This is a genomic window from Amycolatopsis sp. NPDC045836 (assembly GCF_056431745.1).
Map to the genome: position 1 here is coordinate 75,480 of NZ_JBWKKF010000015.1, position 22,913 is coordinate 98,392.

Genomic DNA, 22,913 nt, shown 5'->3' on the forward strand with positions numbered 1-22,913 from the left:
CCGCACCTCGTGGCCGCTCGTTCGGTGATCTCCACCTTCTGCATCAGGCGGCTCGTCCGGTATCCGGGGATTCCCCCATCCGGCTTCTCCGGGCCGTGCTCGTGGGTGACCATGAGGCCGTGGGTGACCGAACGCCGCTGGTCGGCCGCGTGACCGAACTGGCGCTGCTGGACCGGGCACTGGCCGGGCCCGCCCCGGGTGCGCTGGTGGTGACCGGCGAGCCCGGGATCGGCAAGACCAGGCTGCTGGCCGAACTCGCCGAGCGGGCCGGTCCGGCGCGGGTGCTCGGCGGGGCCGCGACCGAGTTCGAGCGGCACGAGCCGTTCGCGGTTTTCGTGCACGCCCTCGACCCGTTCCTGCGCTCGCTGGACCCGGCCGAGCGCGCCGCACTCGGCTCGCCGTCGAACCTGTGGCCGGTGTTCCCCGCCTTCGGCCCGCCGCGCCGCCGTGTACCCGGCCGGTCGCGCACGCACCGGGCGGTGCGCGCCCTGCTGGCCGCGCTCGCCGGGACGCGGCCGCTGGTGCTGGTGCTCGACGACCTCCAGTGGGCCGACGCCGCGTCGATCGAGCTGTTCGGCCACCTGGTGCGGCACCCGCCGGACGCGCCGGTGCTGCTGGCCGGGGCGCTGCGCCCGGCCCGCGCGCCCGAGCGGCTGCGGGTGCTGCTCGACCTGGCCCGGCCGGACAGCGCCTTCGAGGAGGTCCCGCTCGCGCCGTTGACCACCGAAGAGGCGGCCGGGCTGCTGCCGGGTGCGGCTCCGGCGGTGGTGCACGCGCTGCACCACGAATCCGGCGGCAACCCCGGTTACCTCACCGCGCTGGCGGCCGAACCCGGAGCCGAGGTGCCGCAGGCGGTTCGCACGGCGCTGGCCGCCGAACTGCGGGCTCTGCCACCGCGAACGCAACTCGCCGCCTGGGCGGCGTCGCTGACCGAATCGCCGTTCGAGCCCGGGCTGGCGGGGGAGATCGCCGAACTGCCACCCGCGGAATACCTGCCCGCGCTCGACGAACTGGCTGCCGCCGGGCTGGTCCGGCCGGACGAAACGCCGTACCGCTTCCGCTTCCGGCACCCGGTCGTGCGCCGGGCCGTCTACCAGGCGGCGGGACCCGGCTGGCGCAAGGCGGCCCACGCCAGGGCCGCGGCGGTGCTCGCCGCCCGCGGGGCCGGGGTGGCGGTCCGGGCGTGGCACGTGGAACGCAGTGCCGAGGCCGGTGATCTGGCGGCGGTGGACCTGCTGGCCGAAGCGGGCAAGGCGGGACCGCCCGCGGAGGCCGCGCACCGGCTCGGGGCCGCGCTGGACCTGCTGCCCAGCGGCGACGAGCACCGGCACCGGCGGCAGGACCTGCTGTCCCGGCTGGTGGTGTGCGCCGCCGCGGCCGGCCGGGTGGAGGTGTGCCGCCGGGCGTCGGACGAACTGCTGGCGCTGCTGCCGCCGTCCGCGGCCAGGGTGGAACTCGTCGCGGTCCGTTCGGTCGCCGAATGCGCCTCCGGCGGGCACGAGTCCGCCAGGGCACTGGCAGAGCGCGAACTCCGCGTGGTGCCCGAGCACCCGCCCGCGTGCCGCGCGGTGCTGCGGGCCGAACTGGCCACCACCGCGTTGCTCCGCGCCGACCACGCGGAACTGGAGCGGCACGCGCTCGCCGCCGTCGCCGACGCGGACCACGGGCCGGTGCACGCCAAGGCGGTCGCGTTGCTCGCCCGCGGGCAGTACGCCCGGGCCCGGATCGCGGAGGCGGCGGCGACGCTCGACCACGCCGCGGCCCTCGTCGACGGCCTGGCCGACGAGGCGCTGCTGTCCCGGCTGGACGCGTGCCTGCCGCTGGTGCTCACCGAAAGCGATCTCGACCGGCCGGAGGACGCCGTCCGGCACGCCACCCGCGCCCTCGACCTGGCTCGCGCTTCGGGACAGGAACTGGTCACGCCGCTGCTCTCGGCCGCCCGCGCGGTGGCGCACGCGTGGCGCGGCCGTCCCGCGGCAGCGCTCGACGACGCGACCACGGCGTACGAACTGTGCCGCCGCGGCGGGAACCGGTTCGGGGCGGCTTGGGCGTTGTGCGTGAGCGGGCACGTGCAGGTGTGGCGGGGCCAGGTGAGCACCGCGGTGTCCCTGGCGGAAGAGGCGCTGGCGACCGGGCGGGCGTCGGGGGCCGCGGTGCTGCTGGCCGGCACGGGCATCTGCTACGCCGAAGCGCTGCACGCCGCCGGGCGGTTCACCGACGTCGAACCGGTGCTGCAGGAGACCACCGGCGACTTCGAGCTGGTGGACCGGCCGTGGTGGCCACGGCTGTACCTGGTGCTCATCCGCGCGGCGCTGGCCACGGGTGACCGGGCCAAGGCGGAAGGGCTGCTCGGCCGGGCGCGTGAAGCCGTCGACGGCGTTCCGCTGGCGTCGCGCCAGGGCATCGTGCGTTACGCCGAAGCGCTGGTGCTGCTGGATCTGGCGGACTTTCCGGCCGCCGCGGACGCCGCCTTCGAAGCGCTGGAGTTCGCCGAAACGGCGGGTTCCGGGGTGCAGGCGGGACAGGCGCGGATCGCCGCCGGGCGGGCGCTGGCCGCCGGCGGCGACCGCGAGCGCGGCCTGGCCGAACTGCTGCGTGCGGAACGGGACATGGCCGCGGCGGGCGCGTACCGCTACCGCGACCACGCCGCGCGCGAGCTGCGCCGCTTCGGCCGCCGGGTGCCGCGGCCCGCCCGCGGTTCGGGGGCCACGCTGAGCCACCGGGAACACGAGATCGCGCAGCTGGTGGCGGCCGGGCGGACCAATCGCGAGATCGCCGCGCAGCTGGTGATCAGCGAGAAGACGGTGGAAACCCACGTCTCCCGCGTCCTCCGGAAACTGCGGGTCCGCACCCGGGCCGCCGTGGGGCGGGCATTATGACCCCATGGCGCGCAAGGTGATCGACATCCGGGCCGAGTTCCCCGCCACCCCGGCACAGCTCTACGCCGTGCTGCGCGAGGGCGCGCGGTGGCCGGAACTGACCCCGCTCGGCTCGTTCGAACTGCACCGGCCGGGGAAGGACGAGCCGGAGGGCGTCGGCGCGGTCCGGCTGTTCCGGACCCCGCCGTTCGCCAGCTACGAGGAGATCGTCGAGCTGGTGCCCGACCGCCGGTTCAGCTACACCCTGCTCCGGGGCTTCCCGCTGCGCGACTACCGGGTCGACGCCGAGCTGACCCCGGTCGGCGGCGGCACCGAACTGCACTGGCACTGCGAGTTCACCCCGAAGCTCCCCGGCACCGGCTGGTTCTACCGGTGGTTCTTCGGCCACTTCCACGCCCGGGTGGTCGCCGGGCTCGGCGGCGGGGCGATCGCGTAGGCGGCGGGCGGGAACCCTAGAGTCACCGCATGCCGACCGCGCAACGCCGCACCCAGGAGGAACGCAGCGCCACCATGCGCCGCCGCCTGCTCGACGCCACCGTCGACTGCCTGGTGGAACACGGTTACGCGGGCACCACGACGACCAGGGTGGCCGAACGCGCCGGGGTCACCCGCGGTGCGCAGGTGCACCACTTCCCGACCAAGGCCGATCTGGTCACCTCCGCGATCCGGCACCTGGCGGCCAAGCGCACCGAGGTGGCGATGGCCCAGATCGACCGGCTCAGGGCGTCGGCCGATCCGGTCGGCGACGCGCTGCAGCTGATGTGGGAGATGCACCAGGGGCCGGTGTTCTCGGCCACCGTGGAGCTGTGGGTGGCCTCGCGCACCGACCCCGACCTGCGGCGGCAGATGTCCGCGGTGGAGCCGATCGCCACCTCCAGCCTGGTCGAGTTCGGCAAGGCGCTGCTGCCGGACTACGCCGGGCACCCCGAGTTCCTGCCCGCGGTCTACACCGCGATGGACACCGTGCGCGGCATCCTGATCGCCAGCTGGGCGACCCGGGACCAGGCGGAACTGGAGGCGCGCTGGGCCCGGGCGCGGCGGCACCTGCGGGCGCTCTACTCGGCGTTGCTGGAAGCGGCCTGAGCTGCTGCTCGGGCGGCGATCCAGGCGCGCAGGGTGACCGGTTCGCGGCCGAGCAGCTTGGTCAGGTCCTGGCTCGCGAGGTCGAGGTCACCGCGGGCGATGTGCCGGTTCGAGTCGACGAGCACCTGGACCACCGGCGCCGGGAGCCCGGCCGAGGTGAGCTGCTCGGCGGCCTGCTCGTCGGTGATCGCGGCGAAGGCGATCTCGCGGCCGGTGGCCTCGCTCAGCGCCTTCGCCCAGTCCGCGTAGGAGTGGGTGACCGGGGAACCGAGTTCGTAGGTCGCGTTCTCGTGCCCGTCGGTGCTCAGCACCACGGCCGCCGCTTCGGCGTATTCGGCGCGGGTGACCGGGGCGGTCCGGCCGTCCCCGGCGGAGCTGGCGAGGGTGCCGGTGGCCAGCGCGGCGGCGATGGTGCCGAGGTCGTTCTCCAGGTACCAGTTGTTGCGCAGCAGGGTGTGGGTCAGGCCGCTGGCCTTGATCAGCTCCTCGGTCGGGCGGTGGGTGCGGGCGAGCAGCATGCCGCTGGTGTCCGCCTTGGTCAGCGAGGTGTAGACCAGGTGCCGCACCCCGGCGCGCCGGGCCGCTTCGACGGCGTTGCGGTGCTGGGTGAGGCGGTGGTCGGAGGCGTCGCCGGTGGAGATGAGCAGCAGCTTGTCCACGCCGGAGAAGTCGAGCGTCTCCGGCCGGTCGAAGTCGCCGTGGCGGACCTCGACGCCCAGGTCGGCGGCCTTGTCCGGGTTCCGCACGCTCACCGCGATCCGGTCGGTGCGGTGGCGCAGGTGCTCGACCACGAGCCGGCCGAGCTGGCCGGTGGCGCCGGTGATGAGGGTGGTCATGTGCTTGCTCCTTGTCGTTGGTTCGGCTGGTCCAACGGGGTGGCGCCGCTGATGATTCCGTTCGGAGAGTAATGACTTTGAAGTTCGCAACTCTCTGTGGGAGAGTGATGGGTATGAGCTTCGTCCTGCCGGACCCCTATGACCGCGACTGCCCGACGCGGCAGTTGCTCGACCGCATCGGTGACCAGTGGACGGTGCTGATCGTCGGGGCGCTGGGCAACGGCCCGCTGCGCTTCACCGAGATCGGCAGGCGGGTGGCGGGCATCTCGCAGAAGATGCTCACCCAGACGCTGCGGGCCCTGGTCCGGGACGGCATCCTCGAGCGGCGCATGTACCCGGAGATCCCGCCGCGGGTGGAGTACGAACTGACCGAGCTGGGGCGGGACCTGGCGGAGCCGTTGTCCGTGCTGGAGGCGTGGGCGAAGCGGAACATGGGGCGGGTGCAGGAGGCTCGGGAGGTTCATGACCGTGCTTGATTCCCATCCCGGTTTTTCCTTGTGTTCTGGCTTTGTATCGTGATGGGGGGGGAGTGAGGGTGGTTCTGTTTCGTTCTTCCTTTTGCTTGCCGGTTGAGTGTGGGGTGGGTGGGTTCTGTCGCGTTTCCCGGTTCCCGGTTGAGTGGGTGAGCGGTTCTGCCGTGCAACTCGATTACCGGTCGAGCCCGGGCGGGCGAGTGGGTGGCCTTGTCGCCTCGTCTCCCCGCTTTCCCGGTTGAGTGGAAGGCTGCCGCGAGTTCCGCTTCTCACGGGAGGGGAGCGGGTGGGTTCTGTCGCGTTGTGCCCCGCCTTGCTGCGTGCGCCCGAGGGGTTGCGGGACCCGAGGTGGCGCGGGGTCAGGCGAGCAGACCTGCTTCGTGGGCCAGCAACCCGGCCTGGGTGCGGTTCGTGCAGTCCAGCTTCACCAGCATCCGGGAAACGTAGCTCTTGACCGTTGCCTCCGAGAGGTGGAGGTGGGTGGCGATGTCCGCATTGGACAGTCCGGAACCCAGGCAGGTGAGGACCTCGACCTCCCGCTCGGACAGGGCGGTGAGGCGGGCGCGGGCGCGTTCGGTGCGGTGGTGTTCGTCGGCGGAGGCGGCGACCAGGCGCCGGGCGGCTTCCGGGGAGAGCACGGTGTGGCCGTCGGCGGCGACGCGGACCAGGCCGATCAGGTCTTCCGGGGGTGTCGACTTGACCAGGAAGCCCGCGGCACCGGCACGCAGGGCGCGGATCACGTAGCTGTCGGCGTCGAAGGTGGTCAGGGCGACCACGGCGGGCGGGTCGGGCAGTTCGGCGATGCGCTCGATCGCGGTCAGGCCGTCGACGCCGGGCATGCGCAGGTCCATCAGCACCACCCGCGGCCGGTGCCGCACCACGGCTTCCACCGCTTCCGCGCCGTCGGCCGCCGAAGCGGTCACCTCGATGTCCGCGGCCGACGACAGGATGGTCGTCAGGTGCGCGCACACCATCGGCTCGTCATCGACGACGACTACCCGGATCATCCCGTGCACCCTCTGCCGTGGGAACGTACGCGGGCAGTATCGCACCGACCTCGAAGCCGCCGCCCGCCAGCGGGCCCGTCCGCAGCGAACCCCCGATCAGCGCCACCCGCTGCCGCAGCCCGGCCAGCCCGGTGCCCGAGCCGCTGCCCGCCAGCACCGGGTCCGGCGGTGCCGAAGCCGGGCCGTTGCGCACCTCGATCCGGATGCCGTCGGCGCGGTACCGGACACACAGGTCCACTGTGGACCCCGGGGCGTGCTTGCGCACGTTGGTCAGCGCCTCGGTGACGATCCGGTGCGCGGTCCGCGAAATCGTCGGGGAGAGCTGCGCCGGATCACCGTCGAGGTCGAGGCGGACGTCGATGCCGACCGCGGCCGACTCGGCGGCCAGTTCTTCGAAGGCGGGCACGTCGGCCGCCGCGCCCGGCCGGTCCTCCCGTATCTTGTCCACTTCGGACTGGTTGCCGTGCAGCACGCCCACCAGGTCCCGCAGTTCGTCCAGCGCCCTGGTGCCCGCGGCCCGGATCTCCTCGGCGGCCGAGCGCACCGCACCGTCGGCGGAGCTGACCCCGAGCGCGCCCGCGTGCAGCACCATCAGGCTCAGCTGGCGGGTGACCACGTCGTGCATCTCCGCCGCCAGCCGCCGCCGCTCCTGGGCCCGCGCCTGCTCGGCCAGCAGGTGCTGCTCCCGCTCGGCGCGCTCGGCCCGGTCGCGCAGCGACTGCAGCAGCTGCTTGCGCGCGTCCACGTACATGACCAGCAGCGCCGGGAGCACCGTGCCGACCAGGCCGAACGGGGTGACGTCCCAGCTCGGCGCCCAGGCCCGCGTCGCCACCACCGCCAGCACCGCGGTCAAGGTCAGCGCCACCCGGCGGTCCAGCACGCGGATCATCGCCACGATCAGCACCGGGGTGATGGTGGGCACGGTGGCCAGGGTCAACGGCCTGGTCGGCGCCAGCAGCCCCGGCGCGAACAGGTCGGCGGCCAGCATGGCCAGCGCACCGGCCACGCCGAGCGCGAACACCGTGCGCGGGAACCGCCACACCACCAGCAGCGAGAGGTCCAGCACCAGCTGGAGCACCAGCCACGCCTCCGCACCCGCCCAGCCGGTGCTCCGCTGCCCGGCCGCGTACAGCGCGACGTCCAGGCCGCCGAACACCAGGGCGGTGATCACCAGCGAAAGCAAGTCGGATCTGGACACCGGGCGCACGGGTTCACCGTAGCGGCGGCGCGCACGGGGCGCTGCCGTCGAAGGGTGGCGGCGGGTGCAACTTAAGTTGATCGGACTACCCACCAAGCCCGGTATCGGCGCGACCCCGCGGCGCGGTCTGCTGGACCGGTGATCCAAGTGAGAGAACTCGTCAAGCGGTACGGCAGCGCGGTCGCGGTGGACGGGCTGTCGTTCGACGTGCGGCCCGGGGTGGTCACCGGCTTCCTCGGCCCCAACGGCGCCGGGAAGTCCACCACCATGCGGATGGTGCTCGGCCTGGACCGGCCCACCAGCGGCAGCGCCACCATCGGCGGCCACCGCTACGCGGAGCTCCCGGCACCACCGCAGGAGGTCGGCGCGGTGCTCGACGCCAAGGCCGTCCACAGTGGACGCACTGCGCACGCGCACCTGAAGTGGGTGGCGCAGGCGGGCGGCATCCCGGTGCGCCGGGTGGACGAGGTGCTCGACCAGGTCGGGCTGTCCGCGGTGGCGGGCAAGCGGGCGGGCGGGTTCTCGCTCGGCATGTCGCAGCGCCTGGGCATCGCCGGCGCGCTGCTCGGCGACCCGGCCACGCTGCTGTTCGACGAACCGGTCAACGGCCTCGACCCCGAAGGCATCCGGTGGATCCGCACGCTGATGCGGGACCTGGCCGCGCAGGGGCGCACGGTTTTCGTCTCCAGCCACCTGATGAACGAGATGGAGGAGACCGCCGACCACGTGCTGGTGCTCGGCCGCGGCAAGCTGGTCGCGGACCTGCCGATCACCGAGCTGACCTTGCGCAGCGCCCACGCCCACGTGCGGGTCGGCACCCCGGAGGCCGCCCGGCTCGGCGGGCTGCTCACCGAGCACGGCGGCCGGGTCCGGGAGGCGGACGGCGTGCTGCTGGTGACCGGCCTCGATCCCGCGTGGATCGGCGACTTCGCGCTGGCGCAGCGGATCGCCGTGCACGAGCTGACCCCCGTCCGCGCCAGCCTGGAAGCCGCTTTCCTCGAACTGACCGCGGGTTCCGCCGAGTACGCCGCCGAAACCGCCCGCGCACTCGAAGGGAGCCGATGATGCGCACCCCCCGTCTCGGTGCGGCGGTCGCCGCCGAGTGGACCAAACTGCGGTCGGTCCGGTCGACCTGGCTGACCCTGGGGCTGGCGCTGGTCGTGGCGCTGGGGACGACCGCCCTGTTCGCCACCGCGGTCGCCGCCGGGCACGATTCGCTCAGCCCGCCGGAGAAGCTCGCGTTCGACCCGGTCGGCAACGGGCTGGTCGGCCTCGGCCTGGCGTTGATCCCGTTCATCGTGCTCGCGGTGAACGCCACCGCGCCGGAGTTCTCCAGCCGGCTGCTCTCGGTCTCCCTGCTGGTCACCGCCCGGCGCGGCCGGTTCCTGGCGGCCAAGGTGCTGGTGGTCGGCGCGGTCTCGGCGGTGGCCGGGCTGGTCTGCACGGTGGCCACCTTCGTGCTGAGCCAGGCGATCTTCGCCGGTGCCGGGGTGCCGTCGGCCGGGTTCGGCGACCCCGGGGTGGGGCGCACCCTGTTCGGCTGGGTGCTGCAGGTGCTGTTGTTCAGCCTGCTCGGCGTGCTGGTCGCGGTGTTGCTGCGCAGTGCCGCCGGGGCCATCGCCACCCTGCTCGGGCTGGTCTACCTGCCCGCGATCCTCGGCTCGGTGCTGCCCGCCTGGGTGCACGAGCACGTGCTGCGGTTCCTGCCGCCCGCCACCGCGGACAGCTTCACCGGCAACGGCACCGGCAACCTGCCGCTGTGGGCGGCCGGGCCGGTGATGGCGGCCTGGGCCGGTCTGCTGTGGACGATCACCGGAGCGGTGCTGGCCGCCAGGGACGCCCGGTGAACCGGTTCGCCTGGCCGCCGGTGCTCGTGGTCGCGCTGCTGACCGGCGCCGCCCTGCTCTACAGCAGTACCCACTACGGCCACGGCTTCGACGAGCTGTACTTCGTCGTCGCCGGACGCGACCACCTCGCCTGGGGTTACTTCGACCAGCCGCCGCTGGTGCCGCTGCTGGCCGGGCTGCTGGACACCTGGTTCCCCGGTTCCCTGGTGGCGCTGCGGCTGCCGGTCACCCTGGCCGGGGCGGGCGGTGTGGTGGTGACCGGGCTCATCGCCAGGGAACTCGGCGGCGGCCGGGCCGCGCAGGTGACCGCCGCGGCGACCTACGCGGTCTCCGGCGCCGTGGTGTTCTCGCACTGGCTGGCCACCTACACCGTCGACCCGTTCCTGTGGACGGTGCTCGCCTGGCTGGTGGTGCGCTGGGTCCGCACCCGCGACGACCGGCTGCTGCTCTGGGCCGGGGTCGTCACCGCGGTTTCGCTGCAGGTGAAGTTCCTGGTCCCGGCGTTCTGGGCGCTGGTGCTGCTCAGCGCGCTGGTGTCCGGCCCGCGCTCGCTGCTCACCCGGCCGAAGCTGTGGCTGGGCGCCGGGATCGCCGCGCTGGCCACCGTGCCGACGCTGGTGTGGCAGGCCGCCAACGACTGGCCGTACCTGAACATGGGCGACGTGGTCGCCGCGGAGTTCCCCGGCGCGGGCGCGTTCCTGCGGGACGGGGTGCTGCTCGCCGGGATGGGCGCGGGTGCGCTGGCCTTCGTGTTCGGCGCCGGCCGCCTGCTGTTCCTGGCCGAGTACCGCTTCCTCGGGGTGGCGACGGCCGGTCTGGTCACGGCGTTCCTGCTGGCGGGCGGCCGCAGTCACTACCTGCTGGGCGTCTACGCGGTGCCGTTCGCGGTCACCGCGGTGACCATCTGGCAGCGGCCGGGGGTGCGGTGGCGGCCGTTCGCGGTGTGGCCGGTGTACCTGCTCTCCGCGGTGGTCACGCTGGCCATGCTGCCGGTCTACCCGCCGTCCGTCGTGGACCGGGTGCCGCCCTCGTGGGGCCCGTTCGTGCTGGGCGCGAGCTTCGCGCAGGGGGAGCGGCCGCAGGGCGAGCTGGGCCGGACCGGGGCGGCGGTGTTCGCTTCGCTGCCGCCGGAGCAGCGGGCGAAGACGGCCGTGTTCTCCGACCTGTACCCGTTCGCGGCCGCGGTCGAGTACTTCGGCACGCAACGCGTTTACAGCGGGCATCGCGGATACTGGTACTTCGGCGCCCCGCCCGATTCCGCGGAGGACGTGTTGTTCGTCGGGCTCGATCCGGGGCGGTTGCGCCCGCACTTCGCCACCGAAGTGCCGGTGGCGGACGGCTTGGTGTGGTTGTTCCAGGGAAGACGAGGCTCGTGGGCCGAACTCTGGCCGGGGATGAGGACGCAATGAACTCGCGGCATTCGTTGCCCGCCAAGGCATACCTGCTGGCCTGGCGGGACGGGAGGGTGCCGGACCGCCAGCGCGCCGGGCACCTGGTCCGGGCCGCCGCGCTGACCGAACTGCTGCTGCGCGGGCGGGTCACCGATCAGGACGGCGCGGTCGGCGCGGTCGGGGGCGGCACCACCGGGGACGCCGTGCTGGACGAGGTGCTCGGGCAGCTCGTCGAGAGCGGGCCGCGGAAGTGGCGGCACTGGGTGCGCAAGGACCACCGGCGGGCACTGGAATCGGTGGAGGAGCAGCTTTCCGCGGCCCGCGTGCTCGAGGTGACGCGGTCGCGGTTCCTCGGGCGGCGCCGGATCACCGTGCGCGACACCGAGAGCGTGCACGCGTTGCGCACCACGGTCGACAAAGCGCTTCGCGGCCACGGAACCGTGCCACGCGAGGACGCCGCGCTCGTGGTGCTGGTGGCCGCCGTCGAACTGAAGGGCGTGGTCGCGGGCCGGGACCGGCGGCAGCGCAAAGCCCGCCTGCGGGAGCTGGAGGAGCAGGGCGGGGCGGCGGTTCCCGCGCTGCGCAAGGTGTTCAAGGAACTGCGCCAGGTGCGGGCGGCGGCCGCTTCGGGCGGCGGCTCGGGTTAGCTGAGCACGGTGAGCTTCGAAGCGGTCAGCTCCAGCAGGTCGAGCGCCGCCGCCAGGACGGCGCCCCCGGTGTCGACGGCGGGGTCGTAGGCCGCGAAGGTGGCGCCGACCACCGGCAGCCGGTCGCTGACGGCCTCGACGATGCGCCGGACCTCGGCCGCGTCCGGGCCGTCCGGCACGGCGTATTCGTTGGCGGGCCCGACCAGCCGCGAATCGTGCACGTCGAGGTCGATGTGCAGGTGGACCCGCCGCACCCGCGTAGGGAACTCCGCCGCCGCCACCGCGTCCGCGCGGGCGGGCAGCAGCCGGATGCCGGACCCGTCGAGCACGATCCGCTCCTCCGCGGACAGGTCACGCGCGCCGATCAGCAGGACCTGCTCGTCGGGCACCGGCCGGAACCCCGGGATCGACCCGGCGAGCGGAGCCCAGCAACGGCCGGTGAGCACCGCCAGGCCCATGCCGTCGAAGAAGCCCGAGGCGGAGGTCTCCGGGGTGTTCAGGTCGCCGTGCGCGTCGAGCCACAGCACGGCCAGGTCGTCCGCCGGATCGGCCAGCCCGGCGACCACGCCCACGCTGGCGTTGCAGTTGCCCGACAGCACCACCGGCGCGGCGCCCTCGGCCACCGCCCGCCGGGTCTGCCCGGCGATGGCCCGCTGCAACTCGGTGGCCGTCCGGATCTCCTGGGGGAACTCGGGGTCCTCCGGTTCGACGGTGACCACGGTGACTGCGCCGTCCACACCGTCCACACCGTCCGCCCCCAGCCGCCGGTCCGCGCCGTGCCGCAGCAGTTCGGCGGGCCCGGCGCCCATGCGCCGGTCGCGGTGGCCGGAGTCGAACGGGGAGAGGATCAGCCGCGTGGTCATGCGGTGAGCCTGCCATCAGGGCCGGAACAGGCGGTCGAGGTGGTAGTCGATGGTGGCCAGCACCTCGTCGGCCGAGCGCTCCTCCAGCACGACCGAGGTGCGCAGCGAGTCGGTCATGCTCCACAGGATGCGCGACTCCTGCACCGGATCGCGGTCGGCGGCGACCTCCCCGGCCTCCTGCGCGGTCCGGAGCAGGCCGGCGAAGAACTCGATCAGCTTCGGCGTGCCCTCGTTGATGATCCTGCCCATCTCCGGCTCGCTCAGCGCCCGGATGAAGAAGGCGATCTCGACCAGCAACTCGGCTCGCCCCGCCGGATCCACCGGCATCAGTTCGGCCAGGCAGGCCCGCAGGATCTGCCTCGGCGACGGCTGGTCCGTGGTGGCCAGCACCCGCTCGGTGATCCGCTTCTCGCGCTCGGCGCTCTGGTGTTCCAGCGCGAAGAGCAGCATTTCGTCCTTGGACCGGAAGTAGTGCTGCACCGCGCCCATGGACAGCCCGGCCTCGGCGGCCACCTGGCGCAGGCTCACCGCTTCCAGTCCGCGTTCGGCCGCCAGGCGCAGCAGGGCCGCGGCGATCCGGCGGCGCTGCTCGTCCCGGTCGACCCGCTTGGGCAAGTGCGTCCTCCCCTGCTCGGCCGCGTTGCCCGCCGCCGAGCCCGTCCTTTACGATGCGATCGCATTGTAAACATGGGGACAGGGGAAGTGCCATGTCGGGGACGGTGCGGCTGCGGCCGCCGAGCAATGAGCTGAGCCCCCGGGTGATCGGCTGGTGGCGCGCGCAGCACGCGCTGCTGTTCGGGATTCCGGTGCTGGTGCTGGTGGGGCTGGGGGTGTGGCTGAGCGCGGCGCGGTTCTGGCTGCTGCTGCCCGCGGTGGTGCTGGCGGTGGCCGGCCTGCCGTTCGTGGTGCTGATGCCGCTGTGGTGGTACCGGGTGCACCGCTGGGAGGTCACCGACACCGCGGTCTACGTGCGCACCGGGTACTTCTGGCAGGAGTGGCGGGTGGCGCCGATGTCGCGCATCCAGACCGTGGACACCCTGCGCGGGCCGCTGCAGCAGGGGTTCAAGCTGGCCACGGTCACCGTCACCACGGCGTCGTCGAAGGGCCCGATCAAGATCGAGGGCCTCGACCACGAACTCGCCGCGGACCTGGCGCAGCAGCTCACCGAAACCACCCAGGCCACGCCGGGTGACGCGACGTGAGCGCGCCGGAAACCGCCGAGCCGTGGCGGAAGCTCGACAAGCGCACGATCTACGTCAGCGCGCTGGTGCTGGCCGGGGTGGCCGCCGGCGCGGGGGTGCCGACCGGGATCGGCATCGCCTCGGGTGGTTCGCTCGGCGTGGCGCTGGCCTGGGTGCTGCCCGCCGCGGTGCTGCTGATCGCCGTCGGCACGCTCTCGGACTACCTGCGCTGGCTCAAGACCCGCTACCGGATCGGCCCGGAGCGCGCCGAACTGCACACCGGCATCCTGCTGGTGAAACGCCGTTCCCTGGCCAGGGAACGCATCCGGAACGTGGACCTGACGGCGAACCCGCTGCTGCGCGTGTTCGGCCTGGTCACGGTGAAGATCGGCACCGGGGAGCACAGCCAGGGCGGGGAGAGCACGCTGGTGCTGAACCCGGTGACCAAGCAGGAAGCCGACCGGCTGCGGCGGGAACTGCTCGACCGCGGGGCCACCGTGGACGAACGACCGGGGGTGGACGGCACGCTCGCCAGGCTCGACCCGGCGTGGATCCGCTACGCACCGGTGTCCTTCGTCGCGCCCGCGCTGGGCCTGGCGGCCGGTGGCGCGGTGATGCAGGGGTCGGACTGGATCGGTGCCCAGGACGGGGTGGTCCGCTGGCTCATCGGCCTGTTCGCCGGCTTCCCGCTGATCGGCGCGATCCTGGTGCTCGCGGGCGTCCTGCTGGTGGTCGGCGTGCTCGGCTCGCTGGTGCTGTTCGTCGAGATGTGGTGGAACTACCACCTCGAACGCGAACCCGGCGGCACCCTGCGCGTCCGCCGCGGCCTGCTGACCACGCGCTCGGTCTCGCTGGAGGAACGGCGGCTGCGCGGGGTCGAGGTGGTCGAACCGCTCGGCACCCGGCTGGCCGGCGCGGCCAGGGTGGACGCCGTGGCCACCGGCATGGTGCAGCGCCAGGAGGACGACAAGACCGACAGCCGGACGCTGCTGCCCGCCGCGCCCAAGGCGGTGGCCGACCACCTCGCCGCGGTGGTGCTGCGGGAGGAGCGGTCGCCGACCGAGGCCGCCCGGCTGATCGGGCACCCGTTCGCCGCCCGCGGACGGCGGCTGCGGTGGGCGATCGGTGCCGTGGTGCTGCTCTGCGCCGTGCTCGCCGGACTGGGCCTGCTGCTCACCGACGTGCTGCTGCACCTGGCGTGGATCGCCGCGGTGCTCGGCCTGCCGCTCGCGGTGGTGCTGGCCATCGACGCGTACAGGGCGCTGGGGCACGCGATCTCCGGGGCCTACCTGGTCGCCAGGGCGGGCACCGTGCGGCGGGCCACGGTGGCGCTGCAACGCGACGGGGTGATCGGCTGGACGGTCCAGCAGTCGATCTTCCAGCGCCGGGCCGGGCTGCTCACGCTGACCGCCACCACGGCGGCGGGCAGCGGTGGTTACCGCGTGCTCGACGCGGGGGAGAGCGAAGGTCTCGCCTTCGCCGACGAGGCGGTGCCCGGATTGCTCGGGCCGTTCCTGGAAAGGGCTTAGTCTCCGGGGTATGCGCACCGCCTTCGGGGAACAGTTCGACGTTCCGGCCGGGTACCTGAACACGCCGAGCATCGGGGTGCCCCCGGCGGCGGCCGCGGACGCGGTGGCCGAAGCCGTGGCGCGCTGGCGTCGCGGTGGCGACCGGCCGCCGGACTTCGACGAGGCGGTGGCCGCCTCCCGGGCGGGGTTCGCGGAGCTGATCGGCGTCGGGGCCGAGCGGGTCGGCAGCGGCTCCACGGTCTCGCAGCTGATCTCGATGGTCGCCGCCGGACTGCGCGACGGCGCGAAGGTGCTCGTCGCCGAGGGCGACTTCACCAGCGTCACCTTCCCGTTCGCGGCGCTGCGCGGCATCACCGTCACCGAGGCACCGCTTTCCGAACTCGCTGACCGCGCCCGGGACCACGACCTGGTCGCGGTCAGCGTGGTCCAGTCCGCCGACGGCAGCCGCGCCGACCTCGACGCCCTGCGGGCCACCGGGGTCCCGGTGCTGCTCGACGCCACGCAGGCGATCGGCTGGCAGCCGCTGGACCTCGGCTGGGCGGACTGGGTGGTGGCGGCCTGCTACAAGTTCCTGCTCGCCCCGCGTGGTGCGGCCTGGATCGCGGTGCACCCGCGAGCGGTGGAGCGCACGGTGCCCGTGGGCGCGAACTGGTACGCGGGCGAGAACCCGTGGCACACCGTCTACGGCCTCCCGCTGCGGCTGGCCGACGACGCGCGGGCGTTCGACCTGTCCCCGGCCTGGCTGTCCCACGTCGGTGCCGCGATCACCCTGCCGTACCTGGCTTCGCTGGAACTGGAGCGGGTCCGGGCACACTGCGTGGAACTGGCCGACTCGCTGCTGGCCGGGCTGGGCCTGCCCGCGCGGGGCAGCGCGATCGTTTCGCTGCCGCACCCCGCCGCGGCGGAACGGCTCGCCGGGGCCGGGGTGGTCTGCAGCGCGCGCGCCGGGCGGACCCGGCTGGGCTTCCACCTCTACAACTCGGCCGAGGACGTTGACCTGGTGCTGGCCGCACTGCACCCGTTCGAGTGACCATCCCGGTGCGTAGTCGGTTACCGTGACACCTCGTGGTTGGTGCCAACTTCTCCTACCCCGGCGGGGACGCCACGGGCGACACCCGGCCGCTGCCGCGCGTGGGCCAGGGGCCCGCTGCCGCGCCGCCCCCGTCCCGCCCGCCGCGCTCGCTGCTGGGCAATCCGCTGGTCAAGGGCGTCGGCCTGGTGCTGGTGGCGGTTTTGTCCGGACTGGTCTGGTGGCTGATCCGGGACGAGGCCGAGCCCGAGGTGCAGGCCCAGCCGGACCCGCTGGTCTCCGGTGAGTTCAAGTACGAGCGCGTGGCCGGCCCGGTGACCAGCACCGACTGCGCCGGCAACTCCTACGGCGAGATCGAGCGCTGGTTCCAGGCGCACCCGTGCCAGCGGGTGGTGCGCGCGCTGTACGTGACCAGCGCCGGGGAAGACGCCAGGGCGCTGGTCTCGGTGGTGGTGGTCACCATGCCGGACCCCGAACTGGCCGGGCAGCTCAAGGCGGTCACCGACACCGACAACACCGGCAACATCAGCGACCTGGTCCGCGACGGCACGGCGAAGCTGCCCAAGGCGCCCGAGGTGGCGAAGGGCAACTACGAGTCCAAGGTCGCCGGCACCGAGGTCACCATCGTCGAAGGCGACTTCTACGACAAGCACTCCGACGACCCCCTGCTCAAGCGCATCACCACCGACGCCCTCCGCCTGTCCGACGCCCTCCGCCCCGGCACCTGAGCAGCCGCCCGCCCGCGCCCCGGGCACCCGATCAGGTGCCCGGCAGGGCCACCGCGGGAGGCTGCTCGCCCGCTTCCTTGCGCCAAGCCGTCCCACGGGTGGCCGAGCCGACCAGTGCCCGCAGCGCGACCGTGCGCAGCGCCGTGTCGTCGGTGCGTTCGAGCACCCCCCGCCAGGCCGCGGCCGCGTCGGCTTCGGCGGTGGCGACCAGCGCCATCGCCGACTTGCCGTCGGTCACCGGCTTCGGCGGCAGGTAGGCGGGCTCGGTCGGCACCGGGGTCGCCCCGGCCGCGGTCAGCAGGCGCTCGCAGGCGTCCCGCCGGTCGCGGTGGGCGAGCGCGCCGTTCTCGGTGCCGCTGCGGAACCCGTTCGGCAGGAACGCGGTGACCAGGCCGTAGACCCAGACCGCCGCGTGCTCGGCGGCCAGCGCGCCCTGCACCGCGTCGACGGCCTCGGGGGCGAGCTGCCCGGCCTGCCCCGGCTCCACGTCGTCCCCGGCGTCGCCCGCGCCCAGCTCCGGCGACAGCTGCTGCACCGAGGCGCAGCCGGCGGCCACCGAACCGGCCAGCGCCGCGCGGTGGCGCGGCAGCGTCGGCACCAGGCCGGCGGCCTGCTCGCGGGCCTGCTCCAGCCGCTTCCCGAGCGCTTCGAGCCCGGACAGCGGCGTGGTGTCGGCGGTGCTCGCGGCCTTGGGCCGGTTGAGCCGGTCCACTTCGGACTGCAGCGCGTCGGCCTGCGCGGTGCGCACGGCGGCGACCTGCTCGGCCAGCGGCCCGCCCAGCGCGCTCGCCGCCGCGGCGTCGGCACGGGCCTGCTCCAGCAGCGGGGCCAGCTCGTCCGGCGCGGTCTCGTAGCCGTCACCGCACGCGGCGGCCAGCGGCAGCGTCACGGCGGCCAGCGCGGTGGCCCGCAGGCCCCGGAGGAAGTGCCGTCGGCTCAGCGGCGTCGGTCTGACTCTCACGACGCCCCATCCTGCCAGTACGCCGATGCCCACCGCGCTCATGCGTGCCTGACGGCGCACCGGATAAGCTGGACCATCACTGAGCCGAACAGCCGAACAGGAGAGCGCCAAGGTGGCAGGAGAACTCGCCGGGCGGCTCGAGCCGATCGTGGCCGAAGCCGTTTCGGGCGCGGGTTTCGAGCTCGATGCCCTCGAGGTGCAGCAGGCGGGCCGCCGCAAGCTGGTCAAGGTCGTCGTCGACGGCGAAGACGGCGTGGGGTTGGACGAGGTGGCCGAAGTCAGCCGGACGGTCTCGGCGGTGCTGGACGAGCAGGAGCACATCCTGGCCGGCGCGTACACGCTGGAAGTCACCTCACCGGGTGTCGACCGCCCGCTGAGCAGGCCGCGGCACTGGCGCCGCGCGCGGTTCCGCCAGGTCCGGGTCACCCCGGTGGAGGGGGCCGGGTTCGTCGGGCGCGTCGGGCACTGCGGCGAGGACGCCGCGCGGATGCTGGTCGACGGCGAACTGCGCACCGTCGGCTACCACGAGGTCGCCAAAGCGGTGATCGAGGTCGAGTTCCGGCAACCGCCCGCCGAGGAGCTGCGGCTGCTGGAAAGCGACGACCATGACGACCACGGCGACCGGAGCCACACGGAGGAGGAGTCGAAGTGAACGTCGACATCGCGGCACTGCGGGCGATCGAGCGGGACAAGGACATCCCCTTCGAAACGGTGCTGGAGGCCATCGAGACCGCCCTGCTGACCGCCTACAAGCACACCGAGGGGCACCAGCCGCACGCCAGGATCGACATCGACCGCAAGTCCGGGTACGTGCGCGTGCTCGCGCACACCCTCGACGACAGCGGGGAGATCGACGAGGAGTGGGACGACACCCCCGAGGGCTTCGGCCGGATCGCCGCGACCACCGCCCGCCAGGTCATCCTGCAGCGGCTGCGTGACGCCGAGCACGAGAAGACCTTCGGCGAGTTCTCCACCAAGGAGGGCGAGATCGTCGCCGGGGTGATCCAGCGCGACGCGCGGGCCAACGCCCGCGGCATGGTGGTGGTGCAGATCGGCGGCACCGAGGGCGTGCTGCCCGCCGCCGAGCAGGTGCCCGGCGAGTCCTACCAGCACGGCAGCAGGCTCAAGGCGTACGTGGTCGGCGTCTCGCGCAGCGCGCGCGGCCCGCAGATCACGCTGTCGCGGACGCACCCGAACCTGGTGCGCAAGCTCTTCGCGCTCGAGGTCCCGGAGATCGCCGACGGCACGGTCGAGATCGCCGCGGTGGCCCGTGAGGCAGGTCACCGGTCCAAGATCGCGGTCCGCTCGACGGTGCCCGGGGTCAACGCCAAGGGCGCCTGCATCGGCCCGGTCGGCGCCCGGGTGCGCAACGTCATGAGCGAGCTGGCCGGTGAGAAGATCGACATCATCGACCACTCCGACGACCCGGCGCGCTTCGTCGGGAATGCGCTGTCGCCGGCGAAGGTTGTCTCCGTACGGGTGGTCGACGAGCGCGCCAAGACCGCCAGGGTGGTGGTGCCGGACTTCCAGTTGTCGCTGGCCATCGGCAAGGAGGGGCAGAACGCCCGCCTCGCCGCGCGGCTGACCGGCTGGCGGATCGACATCCGGAGCGACTCCGCCGGCGACGGCGGGGACGCCGAGAACACCACCGAGAACACCACCGCGGAGGACGTGCCGGGGGGTGCCGGAGGGGGTCGATCAGGACTCGATCAGGACTCGACTCCGCGTCCGGCCACAACCGGTTCCGCCGACTGAAGGGTCAGGGGCTAGACTTGGGAGTGGTTCGAAGCTCGGAACCGGAAATCGCGCTCGAGCACCGGGGTGACCCGGTGCGCACCTGTGTCGGTTGCCGGACCCGTGCTTCGTGCGGTGAACTGCTGCGAGTGGTCGCGGTCGAGGGCAGGCTGGTCGCCGACGAACGTCGGCGGCTGCCGGGACGGGGTGCCTGGGTGCACCCGGTCGCGGAGTGCCTGGCCAAGGCCGAGCGGCGGCGAGCGTTCCCCCGGGCCCTGCGGGTGCCCGGTCCGCTCGACGCGGCGCAGTTGCGGCGGTTCACTTCAGGTGTCACCGGGTGACGGGCTCCTTCCGGAGTCCGCCGCCCGGAACGGCGCGGGACGTCCCCGTGCCGCGTGGAATCAAGGAAGCAGGTCGACCCGTCATGAGTCAGCCGTGAAGCTGAAGCCATGAACGCGCGACAATAGGACGAGGTCTGCGGTCTTGCCGCCGGCCTCCCCAGAACAGGAGTGCTGTGCCAGGCAAGGCCCGTGTCCACGAGCTCGCCAAGGAGCTCGGGGTTACCAGCAAGGAAGTACTCGCCAAGCTCAAGGAGCAGGGCGAGTTCGTGAAGTCGGCGTCGTCGACGGTGGAGGCCCCGGTGGCCCGCCGCGTCCGTGACGCCTACGCCAAGAAGGACGGCGCCAAGGGCGGCCGGAAGCCGGTCCCCGGCCCCGCCAACGGCGCGAAGCCGGGACCCCCGGCCAAGATGACCCCCAAGCCGCCCGCCGCTCCGGCGGCGGCTCCGCAGGCACCCGCCCAGGACCGCCCGGCCGCGCAGCAGCCGCGTCCGGCCGTTCCCGGTGCGCGTCCCGGCCCCCGGCCCGGCCCGCGTCCGGCGGCCCCCGCGCCGCAGGCCCCGGCTCAGCCGGAGCCGGAGCCGCAGGCCCCCGCGGCGAAGGCGGCCCCCGCGCCGCAGCCGCAGCCGCAGGCCCCGGCGCAGCCGGCCAAGCCGGCTACCCCGGCCCCGAAGCCGGAGACGCCCGCCGCGGCCTCGCCCGGCGTGGTGCCGCCGAAGCCGCAGGGCCCCAAGCCCGGTGGCCCGAAGCCCGGTCCGCGCCCGCCGCGGGTCGGCAACAACCCGTTCGGCGTCGGCTCGGGTGCGCCCGCGCCGCGTCCGTCCGCCCCGCGTCCCGGTGGCGGGCAGTCCGGTGGCGACCGGCCCCCGCGTCCCGGTGGCGACCGCCCGCCGCGTCCCGGTGGGGACCGCCCCGCCGGTGACCGTCCCGCGGGCAACCGGCCGAACCCGGGCAACATGCCCCCGCGGCCGAACCCCGGCATGATGCCGGGCCGCACCCAGCGGCCCGCGCCCGGCGGTGGCCGCGGTGGTCCCGGCGGCGGTGCCCGTGGTGGCCCCGGTGGCGGCGCCCGTGGTGGTCCCGGTGGGCCCCGCGGTGGTGGCGGTGGCGGCTTCCGCCCCGGTGGCGGTGGCCCCGGCGGCGGTGGCGGCGGCGGTGGCTTCCGCCCCGGCGGCGGCGCCCCGGCCGGTGGTGGCGGTTTCCGCGGTGGCGGCGGTGGCCGTGGTGGTCCCGGCGGCCGCGGCGGCACGGCCGGTGCCTTCGGCCGTCCCGGTGGCCCCTCGCGCAAGGGCCGCAAGTCGAAGCGGCAGAAGCGCCAGGAGTACATGGACAACATGCAGGCGCCCAGCGTCGGCGGTGTCCGCCTGCCCAAGGGCTCCGGTGAGACGATCCGGCTGCCCCGCGGTGCCTCGCTGACCGACTTCGCGGACAAGATCGACGCGAACCCGGCTTCGCTGGTGCAGGTGCTGTTCCACCTCGGTGAGATGGTCACCGCCACGCAGTCGGTGTCGGAGGACGTGCTGGAGCTGCTCGGCTCCGAGATGAACTACGTCGTCCAGGTGGTCAGCCCCGAGGAGGAGGACCGCGAGCTGCTGGAGACCTTCGACATCACCTACGGCGACGACGCCGGTGACGAGGAGGACCTGCAGATCCGGCCGCCGGTGGTGACCATCATGGGTCACGTCGACCACGGTAAGACCCGCCTGCTGGACACGATCCGGAAGACGAAGGTGCGCGAGAGTGAAGCCGGTGGCATCACCCAGCACATCGGCGCCTACCAGATCGAGACCGAGCTCGAGGGCGAGCCGCGGCTGATCACCTTCATCGACACCCCGGGTCACGAGGCGTTCACCGCCATGCGTGCCCGTGGGGCGAACTCCACCGACATCGCGGTGATCGTGGTCGCCGCCGACGACGGTGTGATGCCGCAGACGGTGGAGGCGATCAACCACGCGCAGGCCGCCAAGGCCCCGATCGTGGTGGCGATCAACAAGATCGACAAGGAGGGCGCGAACCCGGACAAGATCCGGCAGCAGCTCACCGAGTACAACCTGGTGGCCGAGGAGTACGGCGGCGACACCATGTTCGTCGAGATCTCCGCGCGGCAGAACATCAACATCGACGGGCTGCTCGAAGCCATCCTGCTCACCGCGGACGCGGCGCTGGACCTGCGGGCCAACCCGGACATGGAGGCCCAGGGCGTGGCGATCGAGGCGCACCTGGACCGCGGCCGCGGTCCGGTGGCCACGGTGCTGGTGCAGCGCGGCACGCTGCGGGTCGGCGACTCGGTGGTGGCCGGCGACGCCTACGGCCGCGTGCGCCGCATGGTCGACGAGCACAACGAGGACGTCACCGAGGCACTGCCCTCGCGTCCGGTGCAGGTCATCGGGTTCACCTCGGTGCCGGGCGCCGGGGACACCTTCCTCGTGGTGGACGAGGACCGGGTCGCGCGGCAGATCGCCGAGCGGCGCCAGGCCCGCATCCGCAACGCCCAGAACGCGGCCAAGCGGAAGCGCGTCAGCCTGGAGGACCTGGACTCCGCGCTGAAGGAGACCAACACCCTCAACCTGATCATCAAGGGTGACAACTCGGGTACCGTCGAGGCGCTCGAAGCATCCTTGCTGCAGCTGGACGTGGGTGAGGACGTCGACCTCAACGTGGTGCACCGCGGCGTCGGTGGCGTCACCGAGAGCGACATCGACCTGGCGACCGCTTCGGACGCCATCGTGCTGGGCTTCAACGTCCGGGCGCAGGGCAAGGCCACCGAGCGGGCCACGCGCGAAGGCGTGGACGTCCGCTACTACACGGTGATCTACCAGGCGATCGACGAGATCGAGCAGGCCCTCAAGGGCATGCTCAAGCCCGAGTACGAAGAGGTCGAGCTGGGCAAGGCCGAGGTCCGCGAGGTGTTCAAGTCCTCGAAGATCGGCACCATCGCCGGTTGCCTGGTCACCTCCGGGGAGATCCGCCGCAACGCCAGGGCGCGCCTCATCCGCGACAACGTCGTGGTCGCCGAGAACCTGCCGATCAGCTCGCTGCGGCGGTTCAAGGACGACGTGGTCGAGGTCAGGGACGGCTACGAATGCGGTCTGACCCTCGGGTCGTACAGCGACATCAAGGTCGAGGACGTCATCGAGACCTACGAGCAGCGCGAGAAGCCTCGCGCCTGACGCGCGGCACCGGCCGGG

At 73.5% G+C, this 22,913-nt stretch carries 22 protein-coding genes; 16 read left to right on the forward strand and 6 right to left on the reverse strand.

The window, feature by feature from the left end; translation table 11 throughout:
• The first annotated feature begins 119 nt into the window (after nt 1-119).
• The 3 genes from AC07EG_RS27215 (at nt 120) to AC07EG_RS27225 (ending at nt 3,962) form a co-directional block, all read left to right on the forward strand.
• Nucleotides 120-2,879 carry a helix-turn-helix transcriptional regulator gene (locus tag AC07EG_RS27215; protein WP_478256030.1) on the forward strand — a complete coding sequence of 920 codons (2,760 nt, stop codon included), beginning with the start codon at nt 120-122 and terminating at the stop codon, nt 2,877-2,879.
• 4 nt (nt 2,880-2,883) lie between these two features.
• Entirely contained in the window at nt 2,884-3,315 is a 432-nt protein-coding gene (locus AC07EG_RS27220) for an SRPBCC family protein (protein ID WP_478256031.1), read from the forward strand.
• Nucleotides 3,316-3,389: 74 nt separating this feature from the next.
• Entirely contained in the window at nt 3,390-3,962 is a 573-nt protein-coding gene (locus AC07EG_RS27225) for a TetR/AcrR family transcriptional regulator (protein ID WP_478256152.1), read from the forward strand.
• On the opposite strand, the gene AC07EG_RS27230 is transcribed toward AC07EG_RS27225, so the two are convergent.
• Entirely contained in the window at nt 3,935-4,798 is an 864-nt protein-coding gene (locus AC07EG_RS27230) for an SDR family oxidoreductase (protein WP_478256032.1), read from the reverse strand. The two genes, AC07EG_RS27225 and AC07EG_RS27230, sit on opposite strands and share 28 nt — an antisense overlap.
• A gap of 113 nt (nt 4,799-4,911) precedes the next feature.
• On the opposite strand from AC07EG_RS27230, the gene AC07EG_RS27235 reads away from it, so the two are divergent.
• Nucleotides 4,912-5,274 carry a winged helix-turn-helix transcriptional regulator gene (locus AC07EG_RS27235; RefSeq protein WP_478256033.1) on the forward strand — a complete coding sequence of 121 codons (363 nt, stop codon included), beginning with the start codon at nt 4,912-4,914 and terminating at the stop codon, nt 5,272-5,274.
• 356 nt (nt 5,275-5,630) lie between these two features.
• On the opposite strand, the gene AC07EG_RS27240 is transcribed toward AC07EG_RS27235, so the two are convergent.
• Nucleotides 5,631-6,278 carry a response regulator gene (locus tag AC07EG_RS27240; RefSeq protein ID WP_478256034.1) on the reverse strand — a complete coding sequence of 216 codons (648 nt, stop codon included), beginning with the start codon at nt 6,276-6,278 and terminating at the stop codon, nt 5,631-5,633.
• The gene (locus AC07EG_RS27245) at nt 6,253-7,476 is read right to left on the reverse strand and encodes a sensor histidine kinase (RefSeq protein WP_478256035.1); all 1,224 of its coding nucleotides are present in this window, start codon (nt 7,474-7,476) and stop codon (nt 6,253-6,255) included. Before AC07EG_RS27245 ends, AC07EG_RS27240 begins: the two co-directional genes overlap by 26 nt.
• A gap of 138 nt (nt 7,477-7,614) precedes the next feature.
• Between AC07EG_RS27245 and AC07EG_RS27250 the strand changes: the two genes are divergently transcribed.
• The 4 genes from AC07EG_RS27250 to AC07EG_RS27265 are packed head-to-tail and all read left to right on the forward strand — an operon-like array spanning nt 7,615 to nt 11,361.
• Nucleotides 7,615-8,541, forward strand: a complete 927-nt coding sequence (locus AC07EG_RS27250) for an ABC transporter ATP-binding protein (protein ID WP_478256036.1) — start codon at nt 7,615-7,617, stop codon at nt 8,539-8,541.
• Nucleotides 8,541-9,323: an ABC transporter permease gene (locus AC07EG_RS27255; protein ID WP_478256037.1), complete on the forward strand. Its 783-nt coding sequence runs from the start codon at nt 8,541-8,543 to the stop codon at nt 9,321-9,323. Before AC07EG_RS27250 ends, AC07EG_RS27255 begins: the two co-directional genes overlap by 1 nt.
• Complete coding sequence (locus AC07EG_RS27260; protein ID WP_478256038.1) at nt 9,320-10,732, forward strand: ArnT family glycosyltransferase; 1,413 nt, start codon at nt 9,320-9,322, stop codon at nt 10,730-10,732. Before AC07EG_RS27255 ends, AC07EG_RS27260 begins: the two co-directional genes overlap by 4 nt.
• Nucleotides 10,729-11,361, forward strand: a complete 633-nt coding sequence (locus tag AC07EG_RS27265) for a GOLPH3/VPS74 family protein (RefSeq protein WP_478256039.1) — start codon at nt 10,729-10,731, stop codon at nt 11,359-11,361. Before AC07EG_RS27260 ends, AC07EG_RS27265 begins: the two co-directional genes overlap by 4 nt.
• Here the strand turns inward: AC07EG_RS27265 and AC07EG_RS27270 are convergent.
• Both AC07EG_RS27270 and AC07EG_RS27275 read right to left on the reverse strand, forming a co-directional pair.
• Nucleotides 11,358-12,224, reverse strand: coding sequence for an arginase family protein (locus AC07EG_RS27270; protein WP_478256040.1), 867 nt, complete (start codon nt 12,222-12,224; stop codon nt 11,358-11,360). The genes AC07EG_RS27265 and AC07EG_RS27270 overlap by 4 nt on opposite strands.
• A 15-nt stretch (nt 12,225-12,239) precedes the next feature.
• The gene (locus tag AC07EG_RS27275) at nt 12,240-12,839 is read right to left on the reverse strand and encodes a TetR/AcrR family transcriptional regulator (RefSeq protein WP_478256041.1); all 600 of its coding nucleotides are present in this window, start codon (nt 12,837-12,839) and stop codon (nt 12,240-12,242) included.
• Between the two features lie 92 nt (nt 12,840-12,931).
• On the opposite strand from AC07EG_RS27275, the gene AC07EG_RS27280 reads away from it, so the two are divergent.
• The 4 genes from AC07EG_RS27280 to AC07EG_RS27295 are packed head-to-tail and all read left to right on the forward strand — an operon-like array spanning nt 12,932 to nt 16,692.
• Nucleotides 12,932-13,426, forward strand: a complete 495-nt coding sequence (locus AC07EG_RS27280) for a PH domain-containing protein (protein WP_478256042.1) — start codon at nt 12,932-12,934, stop codon at nt 13,424-13,426.
• Nucleotides 13,423-14,934, forward strand: coding sequence for a PH domain-containing protein (locus AC07EG_RS27285; protein ID WP_478256043.1), 1,512 nt, complete (start codon nt 13,423-13,425; stop codon nt 14,932-14,934). The genes AC07EG_RS27280 and AC07EG_RS27285 overlap by 4 nt, the downstream gene beginning before the upstream one ends.
• A gap of 10 nt (nt 14,935-14,944) precedes the next feature.
• The gene (locus tag AC07EG_RS27290) at nt 14,945-15,964 is read left to right on the forward strand and encodes an aminotransferase class V-fold PLP-dependent enzyme (RefSeq protein WP_478256044.1); all 1,020 of its coding nucleotides are present in this window, start codon (nt 14,945-14,947) and stop codon (nt 15,962-15,964) included.
• A gap of 35 nt (nt 15,965-15,999) precedes the next feature.
• Complete coding sequence (locus AC07EG_RS27295) at nt 16,000-16,692, forward strand: hypothetical protein (RefSeq protein WP_478256045.1); 693 nt, start codon at nt 16,000-16,002, stop codon at nt 16,690-16,692.
• Nucleotides 16,693-16,723: 31 nt separating this feature from the next.
• Here the strand turns inward: AC07EG_RS27295 and AC07EG_RS27300 are convergent, their stop codons facing one another.
• A complete protein-coding gene (locus AC07EG_RS27300) occupies nt 16,724-17,653 on the reverse strand; it encodes a ferritin-like domain-containing protein (protein WP_478256046.1) in 930 nt (309 codons plus the stop codon).
• A gap of 112 nt (nt 17,654-17,765) precedes the next feature.
• Between AC07EG_RS27300 and rimP the strand changes: the two genes are divergently transcribed.
• The 4 genes from rimP to infB all read left to right on the forward strand — a co-directional run bounded on the left by rimP (nt 17,766) and on the right by infB (nt 22,895).
• The gene (gene rimP / locus AC07EG_RS27305) at nt 17,766-18,305 is read left to right on the forward strand and encodes a ribosome maturation factor RimP (RefSeq protein WP_478256047.1); all 540 of its coding nucleotides are present in this window, start codon (nt 17,766-17,768) and stop codon (nt 18,303-18,305) included.
• Complete coding sequence (gene nusA / locus AC07EG_RS27310) at nt 18,302-19,408, forward strand: transcription termination factor NusA (RefSeq protein WP_478256048.1); 1,107 nt, start codon at nt 18,302-18,304, stop codon at nt 19,406-19,408. The genes rimP and nusA overlap by 4 nt, the downstream gene beginning before the upstream one ends.
• A gap of 74 nt (nt 19,409-19,482) precedes the next feature.
• Nucleotides 19,483-19,728 carry a YlxR family protein gene (locus tag AC07EG_RS27315; RefSeq protein ID WP_478256049.1) on the forward strand — a complete coding sequence of 82 codons (246 nt, stop codon included), beginning with the start codon at nt 19,483-19,485 and terminating at the stop codon, nt 19,726-19,728.
• A gap of 173 nt (nt 19,729-19,901) precedes the next feature.
• A complete protein-coding gene (gene infB / locus AC07EG_RS27320; protein WP_478256050.1) occupies nt 19,902-22,895 on the forward strand; it encodes a translation initiation factor IF-2 in 2,994 nt (997 codons plus the stop codon).
• Nucleotides 22,896-22,913 lie beyond the last annotated feature (18 nt).

Coding starts and splice junctions, on each gene's coding strand:
- AC07EG_RS27220 (WP_478256031.1), top strand. CDS start 2,884: ATGGCGCGCAAGGTGATCGACATCCGGGCCGAGTTCCCCGCCACCCCG.
- AC07EG_RS27225 (WP_478256152.1), top strand. CDS start 3,390: ATGCGCCGCCGCCTGCTCGACGCCACCGTCGACTGCCTGGTGGAACAC.
- AC07EG_RS27230 (WP_478256032.1), bottom strand. CDS start 4,798: ATGACCACCCTCATCACCGGCGCCACCGGCCAGCTCGGCCGGCTCGTG.
- AC07EG_RS27235 (WP_478256033.1), top strand. CDS start 4,912: ATGAGCTTCGTCCTGCCGGACCCCTATGACCGCGACTGCCCGACGCGG.
- AC07EG_RS27240 (WP_478256034.1), bottom strand. CDS start 6,278: ATGATCCGGGTAGTCGTCGTCGATGACGAGCCGATGGTGTGCGCGCAC.
- AC07EG_RS27255 (WP_478256037.1), top strand. CDS start 8,541: ATGCGCACCCCCCGTCTCGGTGCGGCGGTCGCCGCCGAGTGGACCAAA.
- AC07EG_RS27265 (WP_478256039.1), top strand. CDS start 10,729: ATGAACTCGCGGCATTCGTTGCCCGCCAAGGCATACCTGCTGGCCTGG.
- AC07EG_RS27270 (WP_478256040.1), bottom strand. CDS start 12,224: ATGACCACGCGGCTGATCCTCTCCCCGTTCGACTCCGGCCACCGCGAC.
- AC07EG_RS27280 (WP_478256042.1), top strand. CDS start 12,932: ATGTCGGGGACGGTGCGGCTGCGGCCGCCGAGCAATGAGCTGAGCCCC.
- AC07EG_RS27290 (WP_478256044.1), top strand. CDS start 14,945: ATGCGCACCGCCTTCGGGGAACAGTTCGACGTTCCGGCCGGGTACCTG.